Below are 18,715 nucleotides of genomic sequence, written 5' to 3'. Positions count from 1 at the left end.
TATTAATATAAAAATTAAATTATAAAAAACAAAGGACTACTATGAAAATTACGAATTTAGCGATGGCATCTGTTATCACTTTAAGCATTGGTGCCACTTCTGGTTTGGCTGAAGATAAAAAAGTTTTACTTAAAGTTCCAACAGCATATACAACTAATTTAGTTGGTTTAGGAACACCGCTAGTCTCTTTTAAGAAAACAGTAGAATCAATTTCTTCAACAATAAAAGTAAAGATTTATGAACCAAATAAACTTATTGCTCCATTTGAAATCTTAGATGCTGTATCTGATGGTAAAGTAAATGCAGGTTGGGCATATGCTGGTTATTGGAAGGGTAAAATTCCTTCGGCAGCAATTTTCTCAGCTGTACCATTTGGTCCAGAAGCTCCAGAATTTATTGCTTGGATGTATAAAGGAAATGGATTAAAGCTGTATCAAAAAATGTATGATACTGCAAAATATAATGTACATGTATTACCTTGTTCAATATCTTCTCCAGAAACTGCTGGTTGGTTTACAAAAGAAATTAATGGCCCAGAAGACTTTAAAGGTCTAAAAATGAGATTCGCAGGTTTAGGGGGAGATGTTTTAACTAAATTAGGAACATCTGTATCATTACTTCCAGGTGGTGAACTATTTTCTGGATTAGAAAAAGGTGTAATTGATGCAACTGAATTTTCAATGCCTGCAGTTGACCAAAAATTAGGATTTTCTAAAATTGCTAAATATAATTATTTCCCAGGTTGGCATCAACAAGCTACATTTTTTGAATTATTAATTAATAAAGACACATGGAATAGTATGAGTGTACAACAACAAAGTGCAGTATCAACTACTTGTGAAGCAAATATAACTGACTCATTAGCAGAAAGTGAAGCTATACAAGGTGCTGTTATTAAGAAAAATATAAAAGAAAGAGGTGTAATTGTAAAAAAATTATCGCCAGAAACATTAGAAGCGCTTAGAGGTGCTTGGAAAGAAGCATTAGTAGACCTTAGAAAAGATCCAGAATTTGATGCCGTATGGAAAGATTTATCAGAATTTAGAGCTAATTATAAATACTGGAATGACTTAGCATTTTTACCTAGAAACTAAAAAATTTAAAAAGGAATACTATGAAAATAACAGACCACATAGTTGAACCATTAAAAATTTATGATGATATTACACATACAAGGGATAGTGAAGTAACTTCAAAAGATGAAGAGTTTCCTAAAATTTGTAAAATTTTAAATGCTTTTGTATTTAAAGTTGGGACAGCCATTTCATGGCTGTCTATTCTTTTAATTGCAATAATAGTTATACAAGTACTTTTAAGATATTTATTTTCTATAAATTTAGTGCAACTAGAAGAGTTACAGTGGCATCTATATGCCACCATTATAATGTTTGGATTATCTTATGCAATGGTTAATCACTCACATGTTAGAGTTGATATTTTAAGAGTGAAATTTAATCCAAGACTACAAAGAAAAATTGAAATATTTGGTGTTTTAATATTAATGATTCCATTTATATTAATTGTTATTAAATATGGTGTGGATCTGACAGAAGAAGCACTAAGAATAAACGAAAGATCAAGTTCACCTACAGGATTACCTTATAGATGGATTGTTAAAAGTGTTATGCCAATTAGCTTTAGTTTATTATTAATTGCAAGTATTTCAAGAGTTATTAGACATACAAGCTATTTATTAAAAGGCAGAAAAAATGGAAATTAATGATTATTTAGTTATTTCAATGTTTGCATCATTTATCTTACTACTTATCACAGGAATTCCAGTTGCTTGGGTTCTAGGTGGAGTGGGAATATTATTTGTAGTAGTGGGATATATTTCAGATATGTATTTTGGGACAATAACAGGATTAGATTTTAGTACGATTGGACTTGTATCAAATAGAATATTTCAAATAATGCATAATTGGGTTTTAGTAGCATTGCCTTTATTTATTTTTATGGGCTTAGCTTTAGATGAATCAGGAATTGCGGAAAAACTTTTAAAATCTTTACAAATGTTTTTTGGGAAAATGAGAGGTGGATTAGCAATCACTGTTGTACTTTTAGGAGTACTACTTGCTGCATCAACAGGAATAATTGGAGCATCAGTTGTTCTTTTAGCTGTAATGAGTTTACCAATTATGTTAAAGCAAGGATATGACAAACAAACAGCATTGGGTGTTATAGCAAGTTCAGGAACCCTTGGAATTTTAATACCACCAAGTATTATGCTTATTATTATGGCAGACCAATTAAGTATTTCAGTTGGAAATCTTTTTATGGGAGCAGTATTTCCAGGATTGATTTTAGGTTTATTATATATTTCGTATTTAGTAATATTAGGATTTATTAAACCTAAAAAAATGCCTTTAATTCAAGATAATGAAGAACAACATGAAGGCTCAGATATTGTTTTATATTGGGATTTATTTAAAAATATTATTCCTCCAGTTATTTTAATATTATCAGTATTAGGTTCAATATTTTTTGGATTAGCAACAACAACAGAAGCTTCTGGGATTGGTGCACTTGGAGCCTTAATTTTGATGGCAATAAATGGACATTTAACATTAAGTAAAGTTAAAAAAATATGTATGTCAACTATGAATACATCAGGGTATATATTCGCTATTTTTGTAGGAGCTACATGCTTTTCATTAGTATTAAGAGAATTAGGTGGAGATGAAGTAATAATATCTGCCCTACACTCAATTTCTGAGAACCCTGTTATTGTTATTTTATTTATTTTAGGATTAGTGTTTCTTTTAGGTTTTGTTTTAGATTGGATTGAAATTACACTAATTATTTTACCTTTAGTTGCACCAATCATCTCTCATCTTGCCATTGAAATTAATGGTTTTGGAATTGATAATGCAACCTTAGTTTGGTTTGTGCTACTTGTAGCAATGACCTTGCAAACCTCGTTTTTAACACCACCAGTTGGGTTTGCATTATTTTATTTAAAAGGTGTATGTCCACCAGAAATTCAGTTGTTAGATATATATAAAGGTGTAATTCCTTTTATAATCTTACAACTTATTGGGTTAGCGATAGTATTTTTCTTCCCAGAAGTAGTAACTTGGTTACCTTCAATCGCATATTAAATTAAATTATAAGGAAATTAAATGAAAAAATTAGAAATTATAGTAAGTAATAAATTTATAGAAAGTGAAACAACTCAATATTTTGATAAAGTTTCTCCATTAACACAAGAAGTACAGGTACAAGTACCATTATGTACAAAAAATGAGATAGATGATGCAGTTGAAAAAGCTCATAAAGCTTATTTGTCATGGAAAGACACTCCCATAATGACAAGAACAAGATTAATGTTTAACTACCAAACTTTGATAAAAGAAAATATTGATGAAATAGCTGAAATATTAAGTATTGAACAAGGAAAAACTTTTGATGATGCAAAAGGAGATATCGTAAGAGGATATGAAGTTGTTGAGTTCGCTTGTAGTGCACCAACACTTATGATGGGAGAAACTGTTGAACATGTTTCAAATAAAATGAATACATATTCTTACAAACAACCATTAGGTGTTTGTGCAGGAGTTACACCATTTAATTTTCCAGCAATGATTCCTCTATGGATGTTTCCAATGGCAATAGTTAGTGGTAATGCATTTATTTTAAAACCATCAGAAATGGTTCCAAATACAACTATGAAACTTGCAGAACTATTCATTAAAGCTGGAGCACCTAAAGATTTATTACAAGTTGTTCATGGACAAAAAGATCAAGTTGATTACTTATTAGATAATCCAAAAGTTAGAGCATACTCTTTTGTTGGATCACCAGAAGTTGGTGCATACATTTATTCAAGAGCAACTGCAAACCTAAAAAGAGCACAAGCTTTTGTAGGAGCAAAAAATCATATGGTTATTATGCCTGATGCAAATAAAGAAAATGTATTAAATGCCTTAGTAGGATCTTCTATGGGTGCAGCAGGACAAAGATGTATGGGAATTTCAGTTGCTTTATTTGTAGGAAAATCAAAAGAGTGGATTCCTGAATTAATTCAAAAAATAAAAGAAGTAAAACCTGGAGCATGGAATGATAAAAGTGCTAATTATGGACCAATTATCACAAAAACTGCCCTAAATAGAATCGAAAGTATCATAGAAGAAGGTGTTAAAGATGGAGCATCTCTAGTACTTGATGGAAGAAATGCAAAAGTTGATGGATATGATGAAGGGAATTGGGTTGGACCAACTATTTTTACAGGAGTAACAACAGATATGTCAATTTATACTAAAGAGATTTTTGGACCTGTACTATCTATATTAGAACCAAAAAATTTAAATGAAGCACTAGATATTATAAATAATAATATGTTTGGAAATGGAACATCAATTTTCACTTCAAGTGGAGCAAGTGCAACAAAATTTAGAAGAGAAGTTCAAGTAGGACAAGTAGGTGTTAACTTACCAATTCCTGTCCCTTTACCATTTTTCTCTTTTACAGGATGGAGAGGTTCTTTCTATGGTGATTTACATGCTTACGGGAAACAAGCAATAACTTTTTATACAGAAACAAAAACTGTTACAGAAAAATGGTTTGAAGATGAAGAAAATGAAGATGTTGCATTTGATTTTAAAGCTGATCATTCAAAATAATAACTAATAAAAAGGCTTATTAAGTATTTAATAAGCCTTTTTTATAAAGAGGAAAATCTTATGGAAAAAGAAATAACAATTGATAAGATAAAAGATTTTTTACATGATGGAATGACAATTGCTATTGGTGGTTTTATGGGGTGTGGAAATGCCCATAACATTATAGATGAGATTCTAAAAACAAATGTAAACAATTTAACTTTAGTTGCAACAGATACAGCAAGGGATAATTTTGGTATTGGAAAATTAATTGATGATAAAAGAATAACAAAATTATTAGCCTCTCATATTGGTACAAATAAAGAAACACAAAAACAAGTAAATGAAGGCTTTTTAGAAGTTGAATTAATACCCCAAGGTACACTTGCAGAAAGAATAAGATGCGCAGCAGCTGGTCTTGGTGGAGCTTTGACTCAAACTGGTTTGAACACTGAAGTGCAAATTGGAAAAGAGGTTATACATATTGATGGAAAAGATTATATTTTAGAAAAACCAATTCATATAGATATTGCATTCATATCTGCACATAAAGCTGACAAAGCAGGAAACCTCATCTATAAAGGTTCAACTAGAAATTTTAATGTTCCTATGGCTGGAGCTGCTAAAATCACTATTGTTGAAGTAGAAGAAATTGTTGAAACTGGAATCCTTGATCCAAATTTCATTCATACTCCATTTGTTTATGTAAATCACATCATAAAGGCATAATATGGAAGCTAAAGAAATTATTGCAAAAAGAGTTGCACAAGAATTTAATAATGGAGATTTTATTAATTTAGGAATAGGACTTCCAACACAAGCTGTTAATTTTATTCCTAAAGATATACACATAAATCTACATTCTGAAAATGGATTTGCAGGTATTTGGGACAAAGCAAATGAAAATAATATAGATAAAAATGTTGTAGATGCAGGAGGATCTAATGTGATTTTAAGAGATGGTGGAATTTTTTTCGATTCTGTTACTTCTTTTGAAATAATTAGAGGTGGGCATATAGATATTACAGTTTTAGGAGCGTTAGAAGTTGATGAAGAAGGTAATTTAGCTAACTGGAAAATACCAGGAAAGCTTTTACCTGGAATGGGTGGAGCGATGGACTTAGTTAATGGTTCAAAAAAAGTTATTATTTCTATGCTTCATACTGCAAAAGGAAATCCTAAAATATTGAAACAATGTACTTTACCTTTAACAGGAAAAGGTGTAGTTGATATGATTATTACGGAAATGGGTGTTTTTGAATTTATTAATAATGAATTAGTATTAATAGAATTAATGCAAGGTGTTACCTTAAATGATATTAAAGAAGTAACTCCAGCATCATACAAAATTGCATCAAATCTAATAAAATAAAATTTAAAGGTTATTCATGATCAAAAATAAAGTTACTATAATAACAGGAGCAGCTTCAGGAATTGGACTTGATATTGCAACTACTTTTGCAAAAAATGGTGCAAAAGTAGTTCTATCAGATATAAATGAAGAAGCTTTAAATGAGGCAGTAAATAGTTTGCGAGAAAAAGGCTATGAAGCACTTGGAATAAAGTGCAATGTCTTAAAAGAAGATGAAATTAAAGATCTTATAAATATGACAGTTGAACACTATAAGACAATAGATATTTTTATATCAAATGCAGGTATTCAACATGTAAGTAATATTGAGGATTTTCCAACTGAAAAATATGAATTAATGCTAAAACTTATGCTTGTAGCACCTTTTATTGCTATAAAAGAGGTATTTCCTATCATGAAAAAACAAAAATGGGGAAGAATCATAAATATGGCTTCAATAAATGGACTTGTAGGTTTTGCTGGTAAAGCGGGGTACAACTCAGCTAAACATGGACTACTTGGATTAACTAAAGTTGCTGCATTAGAAGGTGCACTAGAGAATATAACAGTTAATGCTTTATGCCCAGGATATGTAGATACTCCACTTGTGAGAAATCAAATTGCTGATTTAGCAAAAAATAGAGGTGTTAGTGAAGAAGAAGCCTTAGAAAAGGTTATTTTTTCATTAGTTCCTCAAAAAAAGTTATTAACTACAGATGAAATTGCAGATTATGCAATGTTTATTGCAAGTGAAAGTGCAAAATCTATAACAGGACAAGCCTTAGTTATGGATGGTGGATATACAATTCAATAAGGAATAAAATGAAAGTTTATATTGTAGAGGCAAAAAGAAGTGCCATTGGAAAATATTTAGGATCATTGAAAAATATTGATCCTGGACATTTAGCGGGACAAGTAATAAAAGATTTAGTGAAAAATATCGATAATACTTTAGTTGATGAAGTTATAGTTGGAAATATATTATCAGCAGGACATGCGCAAGGAGTTGGTCGTCAAGCTTCAATATATGGTGGACTCCCAAATTCTACTGTTGCTTACTCTTTAAATATGTTATGTGGTTCAGGAATGAAAGCTGTTATGAATGCTGCATCTGAAATAAAATCAGGAAACAAAAATCTAATTGTAGCAGGTGGCGTAGAGTCTATGTCAAAAGCTCCTTTTTTAATTTCATCAAAAGCAAGATTAGGGTTAGGATTGGGTAATTCTTTGATGGTTGATTCTATGATTAATGATGCATTAACTGATGCCTTTGGGAATTATCATATGGGAATTACAGCAGAGAATATTGCAGAGAAGTTCAATATCACTAGAGAAGCCCAAGACGAATATGCACTAAATTCTCAAAGAAAGGCCTTAATCGCCAATGAAAATGGAAAATTTATTGATGAAATAACCCCAATCACAGTACAAGAAAGAAAAGAAAATATAGTTTTTAGTACGGATGAATTTATCAATAAAAATACATCTTTAGAGAAACTTACTAATTTGAGAGCTGCATTTAAAGAACAAGGAACAGTAACAGCTGGTAATTCATCTGGAATAAATGATGGTGCAAGTTTTACATTATTGGCCTCTGAAAAAGTTGTAAAAGAGTACAACCTTACCCCTTTAGCTGAAATAGTTGATTATGCAGAAGTTGGAATAGATCCATCAGTTATGGGACTAAGTCCTGCTTATGCTATTGAAAAACTTTTAAATAAGACAAATATTTCAATAAATGATATAGATGTAATAGAAATTAATGAAGCATTTGCAGCCCAATCTTTAGGAGTATTTGAACTTTTAAAAGATAAAATCAAGCTAACCAACCAAACCATACAAGAAAAAATAAATGTAAATGGAGGAGCTATTGCACTTGGTCATCCTGTTGGAGCGAGTGGTAATAGAATTATCGTTTCATTAGTCCATGAAATGCTAAAACAAAATTCAGAATATGGATTGGCTTCTCTTTGTATTGGTGGAGGATTAGGAACTGCTATTTTACTCAAAAAAGTAAAATAGTAAGACTTTTACAAGGAAAACTTTATGGGAAAAGAACTTCATAATGAATTAGATAAACAACTAGATTTTGAAGAAATTTTATTAGATTCATTACCAAATCCTATTTATTATAAAGATATAAATGGTGATTTCATAAGATGTAATTCTAGATTTTCAAAACTTTGTGATGCTTCTAAAGAAAATATTATAGGAAAATCTGCTTATGATTTTTTTCCTATTTCTGTAGTTACAAGACATAAAATAATTGATGCAAATATAATGAAAACATTAAAATCAAATAAAGATGAAGTTCATTTTGTAAAAAAAAGTGGAGAAGTAAGATACTACAACCTAAGTAAAACTGTTTGTTTAAACCAAGAAGGTAATGTAGCAGGTATTATTTGCATAATGACTGATATCACTCAAAGAATTACAGAAAAAGAGTTCTTAATTCAACAAAGTAAATTTGCAGAAATGGGAGAAATGATAGCTTCTATTGCCCATCAATGGAATGAACCATTAGTTGAGTTATCTGCCCAAGTTCAAAGGTTTGAATTACTCCATGCTATGAATAAGATTAATGAAAATATGATGCATGATTTTGTAAATGACACAATGGTTCAAATAAAATATATGTCAAATACACTTAGTGATTTTAGAAATTTTTTAAAACCATCAACTGTTAAAAAAAGTTTTGAAATAAAAAAAGCGATAAAAGAGATATTTGAGATAATTGGAAAACAAATTTTTTATTTAAATATTAATGTTAGTTTGGAATATAAAAATGTAAATGAAGAAATCTATATTTATGGTTATGAAAATGAATTAAAACAAGTTCTATTAAATATAATTAACAATGCAAAAAATAAAATAATTAAAATTGAAAATGAGAAAGTCTTTAATCCACTTATCAAAATAAAAGTTTACCAAAATGAAAGATTCAATATTATTGAAATCTCAGATAATGCAGGACCAATTCCTGAGGAAATTATAGGTCAACTATTTGAACCTTTCTTTACAACTAAAAGTGAAGGTACTGGACTTGGATTATATATGGCTAAACTCATTGTTGAAGATAAAATGTCTGGAAAAATTAGTGTGAAAAATGATGTTGATAATGTTATTTTTTCAATCAAAATACCAATAAAGAAAGAGTAGGCAAACTATGAAAATTTTTTTACTTGAAGATAATAAAACATTGAATGAAACTATAAAGTTGAAATTTGAGAAAAATGACCATAAGGTTTACGCTTTTTTAGATGGGAAAGATGCATATGAAAATATTACGGAAGGTTTTTCATGCTTTATTTTAGATATTAATGTACCAAATATTGATGGTATTAGAATATTACAAAAAATAAGAAAGTATTATGAAGAGGTTCCCATTATAATTATATCAGCAACTGTCGAATTTGAAATAATAAAAAATGCTTATGATTTTGGTTGTAACGATTACTTAAAAAAACCATTTTTTATTGATGAATTATTAATAAAAGTTAATAAATTATGCAAAATTTCTAAAAAAGAAATAACAATAGATAAAGATTGTACTTTTAATTTTAGCGATGGAGTAATCAAATTTAAAGATGAAAAAGTAATACTTACAAAAAAAGAAAACTTAATGATGAATCTTTTTTTAACGAATATAAATAAACTAGTAACTTATGAAAATATACAAAACTATGTATGGGAAGGTGAATATGCATCTTTAGACGCAATAAGGACACTTATAAAAAGATTAAGAAGGAAACTTCCAAAGCAGTATATTTATGCTTCATCAAATAGTGGATACTTTTTCAACTCTGAAGAGGGATAACTCAAAAGAGTTACCTTTATATTCGAATATTTCTTTGTAAATAACCAATCATATCTTTATTTACAAAATCCATACTACTTTCTATTCTTCTTGTACTTTTTAATTTTATTAGTGTGCTTGTATATGTTTCTATTTTATTGGTTAATTTTCTATCATTTAATAATAGAATTATTTTTGCTGATGTTTTATTTATCTGTCTTAATTGTTCATCAACATTTTCATGACCCATTGATAAAATATCTTCTGTTAATTTTGAAAATAGCTCTAACTTTGTGTTTCTAAGCCATTTATTTTGTTCTATTTTATTATTTATTTTTGTAGAAACAAAGGTATCAACCAATTTTGTGGCAACTGCTCCAACTAATGCACTTTTTGCTACTGAAGAAATTAAAGTTAAATTTAGCATAATAATCCTTTTCAATTTCCTGATTATATGAACAATAAACTTAAATCTAAATTATAATGATAATAAGTATCATTAATATTACTTTAAGGTCACAATAAGTATCATTATATAACAATGACAAGGTTATATAATGAAAAAAGTTAAAAAGATGTCTTTACTTCAGAAAAATATAAAAATACATGCTAATTTATGGAAAGTATATTACTCTGCACTTTTTGTAGCTGTTTCTTTTATTATGATAAAAGAATTATTAAATGCTTGAAAAGAATGAAACACACTTTAATAACTTATTAAGAAGATATAAACAGCACTTCCAAAATCTTAAATTAAAAAATACTATCCAAAAAGATTATGTTCTAAAAGCCCTCTACTACTCAAAAGGTCACTTAACAGCAGAAAATATAAATCAAGAACTTAAAATTCAGTATAATGTAAATATTTCTATTGCAACCGTATACAAAATTTTAAAATTATTTGAAGAACTTAAAATAATAAAATGCTTAAATATCCTTGAAAAAGCAAACTACTATGAACTTGACTATTCAAACCACCATGATCATCTTATTTGTAATTCATGTCACACTATAATCGAATTTGAAGATGAAATTATGGAACAAAAACAATTAGAAATAGCAAAAACAAATAACTTTCTTCTAAAAGACCATGTAGTAACAATATATGGTTTATGTCAAACCTGTCAAAAATAAACTAAAATACTTTTTTTGATAATGATTACAAATTTACAATAAGATATTATTAAGATTATATATATAATAATCATCAAAAGGAATAAATTTGATTACTACAGAAGAAATTATAAATATAGCAAAATTTTTTACAATAATTGCACATACTCCAGGAAGACTAAGAGTAAGAGTCAATCCTAAAATAAAGGATTCTGCTGGAAATATTTCTATTGAAGATATTCAGACCCTTCCAGAAAAAATATCTGGGATAGAACACATTAAGATAAATAAAATTATTGCTTCAGTTACAATTAAATATGACCCAAAAGTATTTAAGCCAAAAACATGGGAAGATTTAATAAATCAAGAGAATATAGATGAAATAACTGATTTAATTAACAATTTAGCAAAGGAGGTTATTTAATTGGAGACAAATATAGATGAGCAACTTTTAACAAGTGCTAGAGTTGATATAAATAGTCAAATACCTATTACAACTCAAATATTAAGAATTGCTGTGTATGATGAATATAAAGCATATGAAACTTACACAAAAATAATTGAAAAATTTGGTTTAGTGCAACCATTTGTAAATATCAAAGAAGCAGAAGCAATACATTATGGTGCTTTGATTAAACTAATGGAAAAGTATGCAGTTGAAGTACCTATTAATGATTGGTACTCAAAAATTGAAATTCCAAATACATTAATTGAATGTTCTGAGATGGGAGTTGCAGCAGAGATTAATAATATAGCAATGTACAATAATCTATTAAGTCATGTAACTCAAGATGATATAAAAAATGTACTTTATCAATTACAAGCAGCATCTTTTAATAATCATCTACCAGCTTTTAGAAACTCTGTACTTATGCATTATACTAGTAATAGCAATGTAAATATTAACCAAGAAAATATGATGGAAAAACTTGGCGAATATCAAGTTTTACTTGATGATATTATGTCAGGAAATATTGATGAAAGTTCGATTACAAAAATATTTTCAAAACTTAATTTATCTATGACAAGTGGTGCTGTTTTTGGTGGTGCAATCATTGCACTTATGAATAATTATATTTCAAAAAATCAAAATGAGGAGTAGAAAATGCCATTACCATTCTTAATCGGGGTAGCCGTAGGAGCAGGTGCTGTACTTGCATATAACAAATCAGATAAAGTAAAAACTAAAACAGATGAAATAGTTGGTAAATCAAAAGAATTTGCAAATGAAACAATAAGTAAAACTAAAAAAAATGTTAGTGAATTAAAAGATAACTTATGCCAAAAAAAAGAGACAAAAGAAGTTAAAGAAGAAATAAACAAGGAAGAGAAATGAAAGAGATCGTTATAAATACTGGAGCTCAAAGAAATGTCCTAGGACATGTAATTAGTGGAGCTATTGCATCTGCTGTAATTAGCGGAGCTATCAATTATAAAAAAGTAAAATCAAATGAATTAGAAAAAAAAGCTGCAATTAAAGATACTATTAAAAAGACTTCACAAGGAGCAATTGCAACTGGTGCTGCTATTGCTACTGCTAATTATTTAGGTGAAAAAGGTGGATTATTGAAAGCTGTTACTGCTCTTTCTGTTGGAGCTATGGGAATCTATGCCCTAGAAGTTATTGAAGAACAACTTGATAAAAAATATCTAACAAACGAAAACTGTCTTTTGGAAGAGGAAATCAATGAATAATCAATACGATATAAATATAGAAAGTAGCAGACCAAGTGATATAAGAACTACTGCTAATATCAACCAAAACCCATATATAAATCAAAATGCAAATCCTACAAATGCAACACAACAAACAAATGTTGAGGGAACACAAAGTGGATTTAATACCGGAGATTTTGTAAAAGGTGCGTTAATAGGTGCAGCAGTTACATATTTACTTACAAATAAAAATGCCCAAGAAAAAGCTTTCCAAGTTTTTGGAAAAGGAAGTGAACTTTTTCAAGCAGGAATTGAAGAGTTAAAAGAAAAGTATGAAGATATGAAAGCTCAAATGCAAGCGAATAATGAATAAACCTATGAATAATAAATTTATTAAAGTACACCAAACTTCTTCAAGACTTAGATATAAATATTTCTTACTAAAAGAAAAATTTATAGATGAAGATATTTTAAAAAATTATCTTAAAAAAATTAATCATGTTGAAAGTGTACGAATAAATAAAAAAGCATTTTCAATTATTTTTGAAATAAATAAAGACATTACAAATGAAATTGAAGCTATTTTAAGTGAATTAACACTTGATGAATTACTAAATAATTGCCAAAATGAAGCTGTTTGTGTATCTTGTGTAAGTGATGAAGAGCCTTCAATAAACGGTATGTTAAGAGCTTCTAGTGCGCTTATCTCTGAAAGATTTATTAACAATGATTTATTAAAAGCTGGGATTACTACAAGTGCTTCTATTCCACTTTTAATTGATGGTTCAAAAGAGCTTTTAGAAGAAGGTTTAACTTCAAAGGTTTTAGAAAGTGCAGCTGTTGCCATCTCAATTTATAGAAAAGATTATCTTGCTGCAAACTCTACAAATATGATGTTAGAACTTGGTGAATATATTGAAGAGACGACTGTTCATAAAAGTGATGATTTATTAAAAGAGTTAGCAAAACCAAATGTAGAAGAAGCTTGGGTTGAAAAAATAGTTGATAACAAGGTTACTGAAGTTTTAATAAAAAGTAATGAAGTGAAAGTTGGAGATATCGTAGTTGTTGGTATTGGAAATACAATACCAGTTGATGGACACATTTTAGAAGGAACAGGTAGTGTAAATCAAGTATCTATGACAGGAGAAGCTGAACCAATCGTAAGATATAGAGGGGATAGAGTTATCTCTGGAACTATTGTTGAAGAGGGAAGATTTAGAATCTGGGCTGAACATGTAGGTTCAGATACAGCAACTCAAAGAATTAAACACTATATTGAAAATTCACTAAATGAAAAATCATCAGTTCAATTAAAAGCAAATAAACTAGCAAATAAACTAGTTCCTGTAACACTTGGGCTTGCTGGAGTTTCTTATATTTTTGCAAGGGATTTTGAAAGAGTAGCTTCTATTTTACAAGCAGATTACTCTTGTGCTTTAAAACTAGCAACTCCAGTTGCTTTTAAATCAACTATTTCAAAAGCTGGACATAATGGAATTATGATAAAAGGTGCAAAATCTATTGAAGCACTTAGTAATGCAGATACTTTTGTATTTGACAAAACTGGTACTTTAACTTGCGGAGAATTAGAAGTAATCTCTGTAGAATCCTATAGTGATGATTGGACAGAAGAGGAAGTTTTAAATTTAACAGCTTCAACTGAAGAACACTATTTCCATCCAGTAGCAGAAGCTGTTGTAAAAGCAGCAAAAGAGAGAGGTTTTGTTCATATGCACCATGAAGAAGTTGAATTTATTGTTGCACATGGGGTAAAAACAGAAGTAAAAGGAAAAGCTGTAGTAATTGGAAGTAGACACTTTGTTGAAGATGATGAAAAAATAGATTTTTCTGAACATAAAGATAAAATCAATAATTCATTAAAAAATGGTAAAACTCTACTTTATATTGGTTATGATGGAAAGCTTTTAGGAACCATTGGACTCGCTGATGAATTAAGAGAAAATACAAAAGATTCTATTAGTAAATTAAAAAAACTAGGTGTTAAAAATATCATAATGCTAACAGGTGATACGAAAGAAAAAGCAAAACTTATTGCTGATGAAATTGGTATTGATGAAGTACGAGCAGAATTACTCCCACAAGACAAAGCAAAAATAGTAAAAGAACTTATGGATGAAGGCAAAAAAGTTGCTTTCATTGGTGATGGAATAAATGATGCACCTGCATTAATATCTGCCCATGTTGGAATATCTATGAGTAGAGGTGCCGATATTGCAAAAGCAACTGCTGATATTAGTCTTTTAAAAGATGATATTGCTGCAGTTGTTGAAGCAAAAGAATATGCTAATAAAACAATGAATCTGATTAATAACAATTTCAATGCAACTGTTGGAATCAACTCTTGCATACTAGCAGGTGCTACATTTGGTCTATTTTCTCCAATTGTGACAGCTGTTTTACATAATGGTACAACCATTGGATTATTGCTTAATTCAATAAGGGGTGTAAAGTAGTAGTATATTGATAATAGTTATTAGTTTTATTTAAGTTTCTTTAGATAAAATATTGATAATTATTATCAAAAGGATTAATATGCCATTTTTACTACCACTTGCAACAGCTTTAACAGCAATTTTAACGGTAAAAACTGTAAATAAAACTGCAAAAGTTCTAGATAAAAGGAAAAAAAGAAATGAAAGAAATGCCAATTGATTTAGAGATTCAAAAAGAAGCTGCAAAGATTGGAATGACAGCAACTTTAGGAGCAACAGTAGTAACTTCTATGTTTATGAAAAATAAAGTTGCAAAAAAAGTTCATGTAGTAGCTGGCGTTGCTTTTTGCGGATTTGCATTGTGGCATCACATGCTATATCAACCAAAAAATAAAATTAAAAAATCTAATACACTAAAAGAAAGCTAAGGGCATTAGTACCCCCTTAACTTTTCTTATTTCTTTGTTTTAAAAATTTTCTTATTTGTTAAACCAACCTCTTCTTTTAAAATTTGTATTTTCTTCAATAACTTTTCTATATTTACTTTTTTATTATTCATCTTAACTCCTAAATAAAATCATCTTTTATGTAAGATACCCATTTTGAAACTCTTTGATTAGTCAAATCATCTTGTGTATCTTCATCCAAAGCCAAACCTACAAATTTATTATCAACAAAAGCTTTTGAGTCATCAAACTCATAGGATTCATCTCTTTCCCATTCCCCTACCACATTTGCACCCATACTTTTTAGTTGTTCATAAACAATACCCATAGCATCTAAATATGTATCTGGATATCCATCTTGATCTCCTAATCCAAACAAAGCTACTTTTTTTGATGAAAAATCTACTTCTTTTAATTGTTCAAAATTATCATCCCAGTCATCTTGTAAATCACCATCACCCCAAGTTGATATTCCAAATATTACATTTTCATACTCATTAATTTTTGATAGACTTACATCTGCAATATCATGAATTGAATCTATTGATAATTCTTTTCCTATTAATTCTGCTATATTTGAAGTATTTCCCGTACTACTTGCATAAAATATTGCTGTTTTCACTACAACTCCTTTTTTTAATAATGTCATTTAATGAATAAGGTATCAATTTCACCATATATTCACTACAAGATTCTTCAAGTAATGGTATTTTTACTTGAATATGTTTATTGAAATTTCTATTTTTTGGATATACAAAATATACATATTTATATTCGCTGTTAAGTACTATATCGCAAGCAATTTTCACTTCATTTTTTATTGATAAATTTTCTTTATTCATATTTGTGCATAAAGGAATAACTTTTATGGATGGATGGTTTGATAAAACGATATCAATACAATCTTCATACTTTTCCACAAATCTATTTTTTGTATTTCTTGCTATTTTTTTATATACATAATTAAAAAAATTTTCATTTGTATTTTTATTATCATGTATTGAATTTATTAAATTAGTACATTCATTAAAACTCATCTTTATCCTTTATATTGATAATCAATATCAAGTATTATAAATAAAAGAAACTTAATTTTTTCTTATTATGATAATTATTATCAAAATAAACATTTTATTATACTTTTTTTGTGTATAGCAATTAAGCAAATTTCTATTTCAATTTAGATATAAATAGGCAATTAAATTAATAAAAATTACTATGATTAAAATTCGGAGAAATTATGAATTTACATGAGTATCAAGCAAAAAACTTATATAGAAAATACGACATTCCTACTACAAAAGGCAAACTTTTAACTCACCCTTCTCAACTAGATGATATCTTAAGAAGTGTTGGAAAAAACAAATGGGTAATCAAAGCTCAAGTTCATGCAGGTGGAAGAGGTAAAGTGGGTGGAGTTGTTTTAGTTAATTCTAAAAAAGAAGCCAATGAAGAAGTAAGAAGATTATTGGGAAGTACTCTAATAACGCACCAAACAAGTGCACAAGGACAACCTGTAAATTCTATTTACATAGAAGAACCTTGTGATATAAAAGATGAAATATACCTAGCCTTTATTGTTGATAGAACATCTCAGAGAATTATGATAATTACTTCTAGTGAAGGTGGTATGGATATTGAAGAAGTGGCGGAGCGATTTCCTGAAAAAATCCTAAGAAATCCAATAAATCCGATTGTTGGAATCATGCCAGCTCAATGTAGACAAATCTGTGAAGACTTAGGTTTTGACAAAGACCTTAGTGCTCAAATGATAGATTTAATGAAAAATATATATAAAATGTTTGTACAAAAAGATTTATCACTAGTAGAGATAAATCCTTTAGTTGTAACAAAAAATAATAAACTTATCTGTTTAGATGGAAAAGTTGTAGTTGATAATTCAGCACTTTATAGACAACCAAAAATGAATGAGATAAGAGATGATTCACAAGAAGATGAAAGAGAACTAAAAGCTGAAAAATTAGATTTAAATTATGTAAGTTTAGATGGAAATATTGCTTGTATGGTAAATGGTGCAGGTTTAGCAATGGCAACTATGGATTTAATAAAAACTCATGGGGGAGAACCAGCAAACTTCCTTGATGTAGGGGGAAGTGTAAATGAAAAAAGAGTTATTGAAGCTTTTGAAATTATTCTTTCTGATACAAAAGTAAATGGTATTTTAGTAAATATTTTTGGTGGAATTGTAAGATGTGATATTATTGCTGCTGGTATTATAGGAGCTGCCCAAAAGATGAATATAAATATTCCAATTGTAGTAAGACTTGAAGGAACAAATGCAAAAGAGGGACTTGAGTTGATAAAAAATTCAACTGTAACAGTTTATGAAGAGGCTGATTTAGATAAGGCCGCTTTAAAAATCATTGAGCTATCAAATAAAGGAGTTAAATAATGGCTATTTTAATTGATAAAAATACAAAAGTATTAGTTCAAGGTTTAACAGGAGCACAAGCTAGTTTCCATACTCAAAGAGCCATAGCATATGGTACAAATGTAGTTTCAGGAGTAGTTCCAGGTAAAAGAGGTCAAAGACATTTTGACTTACCTATTTACAACACAGTTGAATGTGCTAAAAGATTAACAGGAGCAAATGCTTCAATTATATATGTTCCAGCACCTTTTTGTAAAGATGCTATTATAGAAGCAAGTGAAAATGGAATAGAGACTATTGTTTGTATCACAGAAGGAATCCCTACAATTGATATGCTAGATATAAAAGCAGTAGTTGATTTAAATGGTTCAAGACTTATAGGTCCAAATTGTCCAGGAATAATAACTCCCAATCAATGTAAAATGGGAATCATGCCAGAAAATATCCACATGGCTGGAAGTGTTGGAATTGTTTCTCGTTCTGGAACACTAACCTATGAAGCTGTAAATCAATCAACATTAGCAGGATTTGGACAAAGTACTTGTGTAGGTATTGGTGGAGATCCCGTTCCAGGAAGTGATTTTATAGATATTTTAAAAATGTTTGAAGAAGACCCTGATACAAAAGCAATCGTAATGATTGGAGAAATTGGTGGAGCAAAAGAAGAAGCTGCTGCTGAATACATCAAATACAACATTACTAAACCTGTTGTTTCTTATATCGCAGGAGTAACAGCTCCAAAAGGCAAAAGAATGGGACATGCAGGTGCAATTATTGATGGAGGAAAAGGAACAGCTGAAGAGAAATACTTAGCCCTAGAGAGAGCAGGAGTAACAACAGTTAGAACAATTACTGCCATTGGTGCTGCTTTAAAAGAAGTTCATCCTAAATAATAGTGAGTATT

24 protein-coding genes are annotated in these 18,715 nt (G+C 29.2%); 21 read left to right on the top strand and 3 right to left on the bottom strand.

Annotation, left to right across the window (positions count from 1 at the left end):
• The first annotated feature begins 41 nt into the window (after positions 1-41).
• The 10 genes from CRU95_RS02970 to CRU95_RS02925 are packed head-to-tail and all read left to right on the top strand — an operon-like array spanning position 42 to position 9,769.
• Positions 42-1,094: a TRAP transporter substrate-binding protein gene (locus tag CRU95_RS02970; RefSeq protein WP_129099661.1), complete on the top strand. Its 1,053-nt coding sequence runs from the start codon at positions 42-44 to the stop codon at positions 1,092-1,094.
• A 20-nt stretch (positions 1,095-1,114) separates the two neighbouring features.
• Positions 1,115-1,720 (top strand): TRAP transporter small permease subunit, encoded by a 606-nt coding sequence (locus CRU95_RS02965; protein ID WP_129099660.1) that lies wholly within the window; start codon positions 1,115-1,117, stop codon positions 1,718-1,720.
• Positions 1,710-3,101 (top strand): TRAP transporter large permease subunit, encoded by a 1,392-nt coding sequence (locus CRU95_RS02960; protein WP_129099659.1) that lies wholly within the window; start codon positions 1,710-1,712, stop codon positions 3,099-3,101. Before CRU95_RS02965 ends, CRU95_RS02960 begins: the two co-directional genes overlap by 11 nt.
• Positions 3,102-3,122: 21 nt before the next feature.
• Complete coding sequence (locus CRU95_RS02955) at positions 3,123-4,622, top strand: CoA-acylating methylmalonate-semialdehyde dehydrogenase (RefSeq protein ID WP_129099658.1); 1,500 nt, start codon at positions 3,123-3,125, stop codon at positions 4,620-4,622.
• A gap of 60 nt (positions 4,623-4,682) precedes the next feature.
• Complete coding sequence (locus tag CRU95_RS02950; RefSeq protein WP_129099657.1) at positions 4,683-5,330, top strand: CoA transferase subunit A; 648 nt, start codon at positions 4,683-4,685, stop codon at positions 5,328-5,330.
• A 1-nt stretch (position 5,331) separates the two neighbouring features.
• Positions 5,332-5,973: a 3-oxoacid CoA-transferase subunit B gene (locus CRU95_RS02945; RefSeq protein WP_129099656.1), complete on the top strand. Its 642-nt coding sequence runs from the start codon at positions 5,332-5,334 to the stop codon at positions 5,971-5,973.
• A 16-nt stretch (positions 5,974-5,989) separates the two neighbouring features.
• Positions 5,990-6,766 carry a 3-hydroxybutyrate dehydrogenase gene (locus CRU95_RS02940; RefSeq protein ID WP_129099655.1) on the top strand — a complete coding sequence of 259 codons (777 nt, stop codon included), beginning with the start codon at positions 5,990-5,992 and terminating at the stop codon, positions 6,764-6,766.
• Positions 6,767-6,774: 8 nt separating this feature from the next.
• Positions 6,775-7,974 (top strand): acetyl-CoA C-acetyltransferase, encoded by a 1,200-nt coding sequence (locus CRU95_RS02935; RefSeq protein WP_129099654.1) that lies wholly within the window; start codon positions 6,775-6,777, stop codon positions 7,972-7,974.
• Positions 7,975-7,998: 24 nt separating this feature from the next.
• Entirely contained in the window at positions 7,999-9,111 is a 1,113-nt protein-coding gene (locus CRU95_RS02930; protein ID WP_129099653.1) for a HAMP domain-containing sensor histidine kinase, read from the top strand.
• A gap of 7 nt (positions 9,112-9,118) precedes the next feature.
• Complete coding sequence (locus tag CRU95_RS02925; protein ID WP_129099652.1) at positions 9,119-9,769, top strand: response regulator transcription factor; 651 nt, start codon at positions 9,119-9,121, stop codon at positions 9,767-9,769.
• Positions 9,770-9,785: 16 nt separating this feature from the next.
• Here CRU95_RS02925 and CRU95_RS02920 read toward each other — a convergent pair whose 3' ends face one another.
• Positions 9,786-10,175 (bottom strand): hypothetical protein, encoded by a 390-nt coding sequence (locus CRU95_RS02920; RefSeq protein ID WP_129099651.1) that lies wholly within the window; start codon positions 10,173-10,175, stop codon positions 9,786-9,788.
• Positions 10,176-10,305: 130 nt separating this feature from the next.
• Between CRU95_RS02920 and CRU95_RS16775 the strand changes: the two genes are divergently transcribed.
• From CRU95_RS16775 to CRU95_RS02880, 9 genes are all read left to right on the top strand, one after another.
• A complete protein-coding gene (locus CRU95_RS16775; protein WP_258238611.1) occupies positions 10,306-10,437 on the top strand; it encodes a hypothetical protein in 132 nt (43 codons plus the stop codon).
• Positions 10,430-10,882: a Fur family transcriptional regulator gene (locus CRU95_RS02915; RefSeq protein WP_129099650.1), complete on the top strand. Its 453-nt coding sequence runs from the start codon at positions 10,430-10,432 to the stop codon at positions 10,880-10,882. Before CRU95_RS16775 ends, CRU95_RS02915 begins: the two co-directional genes overlap by 8 nt.
• Positions 10,883-10,970: 88 nt before the next feature.
• On the top strand, positions 10,971-11,285 hold the full coding sequence (locus tag CRU95_RS02910; protein ID WP_129099649.1) for an HMA2 domain-containing protein: 315 nt from the start codon (positions 10,971-10,973) through the stop codon (positions 11,283-11,285).
• Positions 11,286-11,963, top strand: coding sequence for a DUF2202 domain-containing protein (locus tag CRU95_RS02905; RefSeq protein WP_129099648.1), 678 nt, complete (start codon positions 11,286-11,288; stop codon positions 11,961-11,963).
• A gap of 3 nt (positions 11,964-11,966) precedes the next feature.
• A complete protein-coding gene (locus CRU95_RS02900) occupies positions 11,967-12,197 on the top strand; it encodes a hypothetical protein (RefSeq protein WP_129099647.1) in 231 nt (76 codons plus the stop codon).
• A complete protein-coding gene (locus CRU95_RS02895; protein WP_129099646.1) occupies positions 12,194-12,556 on the top strand; it encodes a hypothetical protein in 363 nt (120 codons plus the stop codon). Before CRU95_RS02900 ends, CRU95_RS02895 begins: the two co-directional genes overlap by 4 nt.
• Positions 12,549-12,890, top strand: a complete 342-nt coding sequence (locus CRU95_RS02890) for a YtxH domain-containing protein (RefSeq protein WP_129099645.1) — start codon at positions 12,549-12,551, stop codon at positions 12,888-12,890. The genes CRU95_RS02895 and CRU95_RS02890 overlap by 8 nt, the downstream gene beginning before the upstream one ends.
• A gap of 4 nt (positions 12,891-12,894) precedes the next feature.
• Positions 12,895-14,994, top strand: a complete 2,100-nt coding sequence (locus CRU95_RS02885; RefSeq protein ID WP_129099644.1) for a heavy metal translocating P-type ATPase — start codon at positions 12,895-12,897, stop codon at positions 14,992-14,994.
• 179 nt (positions 14,995-15,173) lie between these two features.
• The gene (locus CRU95_RS02880; protein WP_258238610.1) at positions 15,174-15,401 is read left to right on the top strand and encodes a hypothetical protein; all 228 of its coding nucleotides are present in this window, start codon (positions 15,174-15,176) and stop codon (positions 15,399-15,401) included.
• Between the two features lie 139 nt (positions 15,402-15,540).
• Here the strand turns inward: CRU95_RS02880 and CRU95_RS02875 are convergent, their stop codons facing one another.
• Entirely contained in the window at positions 15,541-16,041 is a 501-nt protein-coding gene (locus tag CRU95_RS02875; RefSeq protein WP_129099643.1) for a flavodoxin, read from the bottom strand.
• Entirely contained in the window at positions 16,013-16,456 is a 444-nt protein-coding gene (locus tag CRU95_RS02870; RefSeq protein WP_129099642.1) for a hypothetical protein, read from the bottom strand. Before CRU95_RS02870 ends, CRU95_RS02875 begins: the two co-directional genes overlap by 29 nt.
• A 203-nt stretch (positions 16,457-16,659) precedes the next feature.
• Between CRU95_RS02870 and sucC the strand changes: the two genes are divergently transcribed.
• Positions 16,660-17,832: an ADP-forming succinate--CoA ligase subunit beta gene (gene sucC / locus CRU95_RS02865; RefSeq protein WP_129099641.1), complete on the top strand. Its 1,173-nt coding sequence runs from the start codon at positions 16,660-16,662 to the stop codon at positions 17,830-17,832.
• Positions 17,832-18,704: a succinate--CoA ligase subunit alpha gene (gene sucD, locus CRU95_RS02860; protein ID WP_129099640.1), complete on the top strand. Its 873-nt coding sequence runs from the start codon at positions 17,832-17,834 to the stop codon at positions 18,702-18,704. Before sucC ends, sucD begins: the two co-directional genes overlap by 1 nt.
• The last annotated feature ends 11 nt before the right edge of the window (positions 18,705-18,715 follow it).

The sequence above is a fragment of the Arcobacter sp. F2176 genome (assembly GCF_004116465.1).
GTDB lineage: Bacteria > Campylobacterota > Campylobacteria > Campylobacterales > Arcobacteraceae > Arcobacter > Arcobacter siniprincipis.
Note: the sequence above shows the minus strand (reverse complement) of the source record. Positions and strands in the feature narration are given on the sequence as shown.

Coding starts and splice junctions, on each gene's coding strand:
- CRU95_RS02970 (WP_129099661.1), top strand. CDS start 42: ATGAAAATTACGAATTTAGCGATGGCATCTGTTATCACTTTAAGCATT.
- CRU95_RS02965 (WP_129099660.1), top strand. CDS start 1,115: ATGAAAATAACAGACCACATAGTTGAACCATTAAAAATTTATGATGAT.
- CRU95_RS02960 (WP_129099659.1), top strand. CDS start 1,710: ATGGAAATTAATGATTATTTAGTTATTTCAATGTTTGCATCATTTATC.
- CRU95_RS02955 (WP_129099658.1), top strand. CDS start 3,123: ATGAAAAAATTAGAAATTATAGTAAGTAATAAATTTATAGAAAGTGAA.
- CRU95_RS02950 (WP_129099657.1), top strand. CDS start 4,683: ATGGAAAAAGAAATAACAATTGATAAGATAAAAGATTTTTTACATGAT.
- CRU95_RS02945 (WP_129099656.1), top strand. CDS start 5,332: ATGGAAGCTAAAGAAATTATTGCAAAAAGAGTTGCACAAGAATTTAAT.
- CRU95_RS02940 (WP_129099655.1), top strand. CDS start 5,990: ATGATCAAAAATAAAGTTACTATAATAACAGGAGCAGCTTCAGGAATT.
- CRU95_RS02935 (WP_129099654.1), top strand. CDS start 6,775: ATGAAAGTTTATATTGTAGAGGCAAAAAGAAGTGCCATTGGAAAATAT.
- CRU95_RS02930 (WP_129099653.1), top strand. CDS start 7,999: ATGGGAAAAGAACTTCATAATGAATTAGATAAACAACTAGATTTTGAA.
- CRU95_RS02925 (WP_129099652.1), top strand. CDS start 9,119: ATGAAAATTTTTTTACTTGAAGATAATAAAACATTGAATGAAACTATA.
- CRU95_RS02920 (WP_129099651.1), bottom strand. CDS start 10,175: ATGCTAAATTTAACTTTAATTTCTTCAGTAGCAAAAAGTGCATTAGTT.
- CRU95_RS16775 (WP_258238611.1), top strand. CDS start 10,306: ATGAAAAAAGTTAAAAAGATGTCTTTACTTCAGAAAAATATAAAAATA.
- CRU95_RS02915 (WP_129099650.1), top strand. CDS start 10,430: ATGCTTGAAAAGAATGAAACACACTTTAATAACTTATTAAGAAGATAT.
- CRU95_RS02900 (WP_129099647.1), top strand. CDS start 11,967: ATGCCATTACCATTCTTAATCGGGGTAGCCGTAGGAGCAGGTGCTGTA.
- CRU95_RS02895 (WP_129099646.1), top strand. CDS start 12,194: ATGAAAGAGATCGTTATAAATACTGGAGCTCAAAGAAATGTCCTAGGA.
- CRU95_RS02890 (WP_129099645.1), top strand. CDS start 12,549: ATGAATAATCAATACGATATAAATATAGAAAGTAGCAGACCAAGTGAT.
- CRU95_RS02885 (WP_129099644.1), top strand. CDS start 12,895: ATGAATAATAAATTTATTAAAGTACACCAAACTTCTTCAAGACTTAGA.
- CRU95_RS02880 (WP_258238610.1), top strand. CDS start 15,174: ATGAAAGAAATGCCAATTGATTTAGAGATTCAAAAAGAAGCTGCAAAG.
- CRU95_RS02870 (WP_129099642.1), bottom strand. CDS start 16,456: ATGAGTTTTAATGAATGTACTAATTTAATAAATTCAATACATGATAAT.
- sucC (WP_129099641.1), top strand. CDS start 16,660: ATGAATTTACATGAGTATCAAGCAAAAAACTTATATAGAAAATACGAC.
- sucD (WP_129099640.1), top strand. CDS start 17,832: ATGGCTATTTTAATTGATAAAAATACAAAAGTATTAGTTCAAGGTTTA.